We start from the raw sequence: 2485 nt of genomic DNA on the forward strand, positions 1-2485 counted from the left end.
CCAATCATTAAGCGGGACCCGTGGCGCACGGTCCCAAAGCACACTTGCTGCAAACATCGCACAGTCCCAGGTCGGTAAATTGACCGGCTACTTCCAGTAAACGCCGGTAACAGGTTTGCTTGTCCAAGCCATCCACTTTCAGCGCCCCCGTGGGGCAGTTGTTGACGCAGTACAGGCACTGACCCTCGCTGTAATACCGGCAAAACTCCCTGCCCGGCCGGGGGGTGGGAGGAATTTCCGCCGATATGACCATGCTGCCGAAGCGCCCGGCGCAGCCCGCCGGGGTGATCAGCATCCGGTTGACGCCAAAAGTACCCAGGCCGGCCACAATAGCAACGCTCTTGTGGGACCAGCCCGCAGTCAGGTCCTTTTCGTTAAAATTATGAGTGGGTCTTTCCGCAACCGCCTTGATCCCTTGTGCTTCCAGCACCTGTTTGACCCGCTCGCAAATTTCACTAATCAACCGGTTGGTTTCCACGTAAGCGATAGACCAGACGCGGGCTACTTTTTCCCGCTCATTCCGGTTGGCCTTGACCACCTCCTCACCGAAGGGGATGAAAAAGGCCACCACCGTTTTTGCTTCGGGCAGCATTTCCCCGGGATGCAGGTGATGCGGCCCGATAATTGTTTCAATCTGGGTAAACAGGTGGTCGCCGGCTGAAGCAAAAGCAACCAGCGGTTCCCGGTACGGGGTGACGGTTTCCGCCTGCGCCACTGCCTGCTTTAGAATAGGCGCAGACAAGTCCCTGTCCCCCTGTCCCCCACCCCCCCCTATCCCCCAAAAACTGCAATAAAATTTGACCCTAGTTTTGAATCAGACCTATTCTTGTGAACCACAAGATAAATTTTGTTTCGCTCATGGCGAAGGTATATTCTTATATAGGACTTTATTACCATATTGGTCTTCCTTTGGGGCTTCCAAATAAGGAATGTGTGGTTTTTGGGAGCCATCCCAGGCCAATGAATAACCATACATAAGGTTTTTAATATTAAACCCGAGTGTTCCTAATACGCCACATACTAGCCCTGCTGTATGTCCAGTATAACAGTAAGCGATAATTTCATTTTTCCCCCCATTACTTATATGCGCATTTAATTTGGCTTTTAACTTTTTAATATTTTCACTGTCACCCATCTCTTCGGCATTAGCAATCCATATAGCGGTCGGAATATGGCTAGTCTCGTAATCTTTCTGTACGTAAATCAAGTATCAATGGATCGTTTGAGATTAAGTCTCCGCCGCTATGATTAGAACGATAGTCACAAGCATCGTTGTCTAAGTCGTCATCAAGAATTTGTAAAAGCATTCCGGCTTCAACCAAATTATTCTTAATCCCACGAAATTCGCTATTTTCTAGCCCTCTTAAATAAAAATATGCTTGGTTTTCTTTCATAAATTGTTCAATTAGTGAGTGCCAATAAGCTTTTGAATTATTAAAAGTGGTTGTATATTTATTTGCATTGTCATTTGCATAACAAGGCAGACAAATATTAAAAAAAATTAAAACAAAAGTAATAATTTTGTCCATATTTTAAATCTCCTTATTTTAATTTTAAAAAAGAATATAAAGCACCTATCCAAAGTAAATCATAAACCGCGACTAATAAATAATCTCCAATGCCTTCTGTAATAACAAATAAAGCTGTAATAAAAATTAACAATATAACTTGCGATAATGGACGTCCGCCCTCTTTTAAGAAAGAATACTTTATTAAAACGATTGGGGTATACGCTATTAACAAAACAATAATCCAAAATGGCCCAAGATTCATTTGTAACACCTCACATTTTGTATAAGTTATGGAGCAGGTAAAACTAACCTACTCCATAACTATTATATTATTTATATTTATTATGGACAAGCTGGATATATGCTGGAGCTGTAACATGCAGTTTTATAACCATATTCGTCGTTATAAAATGAACCGCAACCTCCATTATTAACGTTTTTAGCAGCTGTATCATTCCAGCTGATGTCTACATAACTATCACTACCGTTTAAACTACTGAACGCGTAGACAATGAACGCACCTACTGCTATGCCAATTATAATTGCAAGTGCTTCAGCAGAAAGTGTTATTCCGGCGGCAAGAGTAATGTAGCTCCAACCAGCGTTAATAAGAGCCTTTTTAAACATATGTGTAATAAATCTAAATTAATCTAACCGGTTACACCCAGGCTTATCAAACTGTGGACTATATCATGGTTAAGCTGTACCTGCAGCGCTGGAACGGTAGCAGTTGGGTTGATCTGAGCACAGCCTGTCTCATAATGGGACCACCGAATCCGCAAAATCGTATTCCGATTATTATTATGTAGAATAATAAAAGGGGCATCCGGTGTGCCCCGCTTTATTTCAGAGAATATATTAAATTACGTGTAAATGGTTAATACTACCATTAAAGGAGTTGACCATTTATGCAAGCCATGCGTGCATGAGCATTCGGCAACCCGGCTATCATCGCAGTAATCCTGCATTAGACC

Annotated in this window: 5 protein-coding genes; all 5 read right to left on the reverse strand. The window is 42.7% G+C overall.

The genetic code is table 11. From position 1 onward, the window contains the following. Positions 1-7: 7 nt before the first annotated feature. The 5 genes from IT084_RS17490 to IT084_RS17510 all read right to left on the reverse strand — a co-directional run bounded on the left by IT084_RS17490 (position 8) and on the right by IT084_RS17510 (position 2138). Positions 8-742, reverse strand: a complete 735-nt coding sequence (locus tag IT084_RS17490) for an epoxyqueuosine reductase (protein ID WP_195714167.1) — start codon at positions 740-742, stop codon at positions 8-10. A gap of 114 nt (positions 743-856) precedes the next feature. Further along, positions 857-1207: a rhodanese-like domain-containing protein gene (locus IT084_RS17495; RefSeq protein ID WP_195714168.1), complete on the reverse strand. Its 351-nt coding sequence runs from the start codon at positions 1205-1207 to the stop codon at positions 857-859. Then, positions 1176-1529, reverse strand: a complete 354-nt coding sequence (locus IT084_RS17500) for a hypothetical protein (RefSeq protein WP_195714169.1) — start codon at positions 1527-1529, stop codon at positions 1176-1178. Before IT084_RS17500 ends, IT084_RS17495 begins: the two co-directional genes overlap by 32 nt. A 13-nt stretch (positions 1530-1542) precedes the next feature. Beyond that, the gene (locus tag IT084_RS17505; protein ID WP_195714170.1) at positions 1543-1773 is read right to left on the reverse strand and encodes a hypothetical protein; all 231 of its coding nucleotides are present in this window, start codon (positions 1771-1773) and stop codon (positions 1543-1545) included. Between the two features lie 80 nt (positions 1774-1853). Beyond that, positions 1854-2138 (reverse strand): hypothetical protein, encoded by a 285-nt coding sequence (locus tag IT084_RS17510; RefSeq protein ID WP_195714171.1) that lies wholly within the window; start codon positions 2136-2138, stop codon positions 1854-1856. Positions 2139-2485: the final 347 nt, after the last annotated feature.

Origin of the sequence: Desulfallas sp. Bu1-1 (genome assembly GCF_015594625.1) — a bacterium.
Taxonomy (GTDB): Bacteria; Bacillota; Desulfotomaculia; order Desulfotomaculales; family Desulfallaceae; genus JADNRQ01.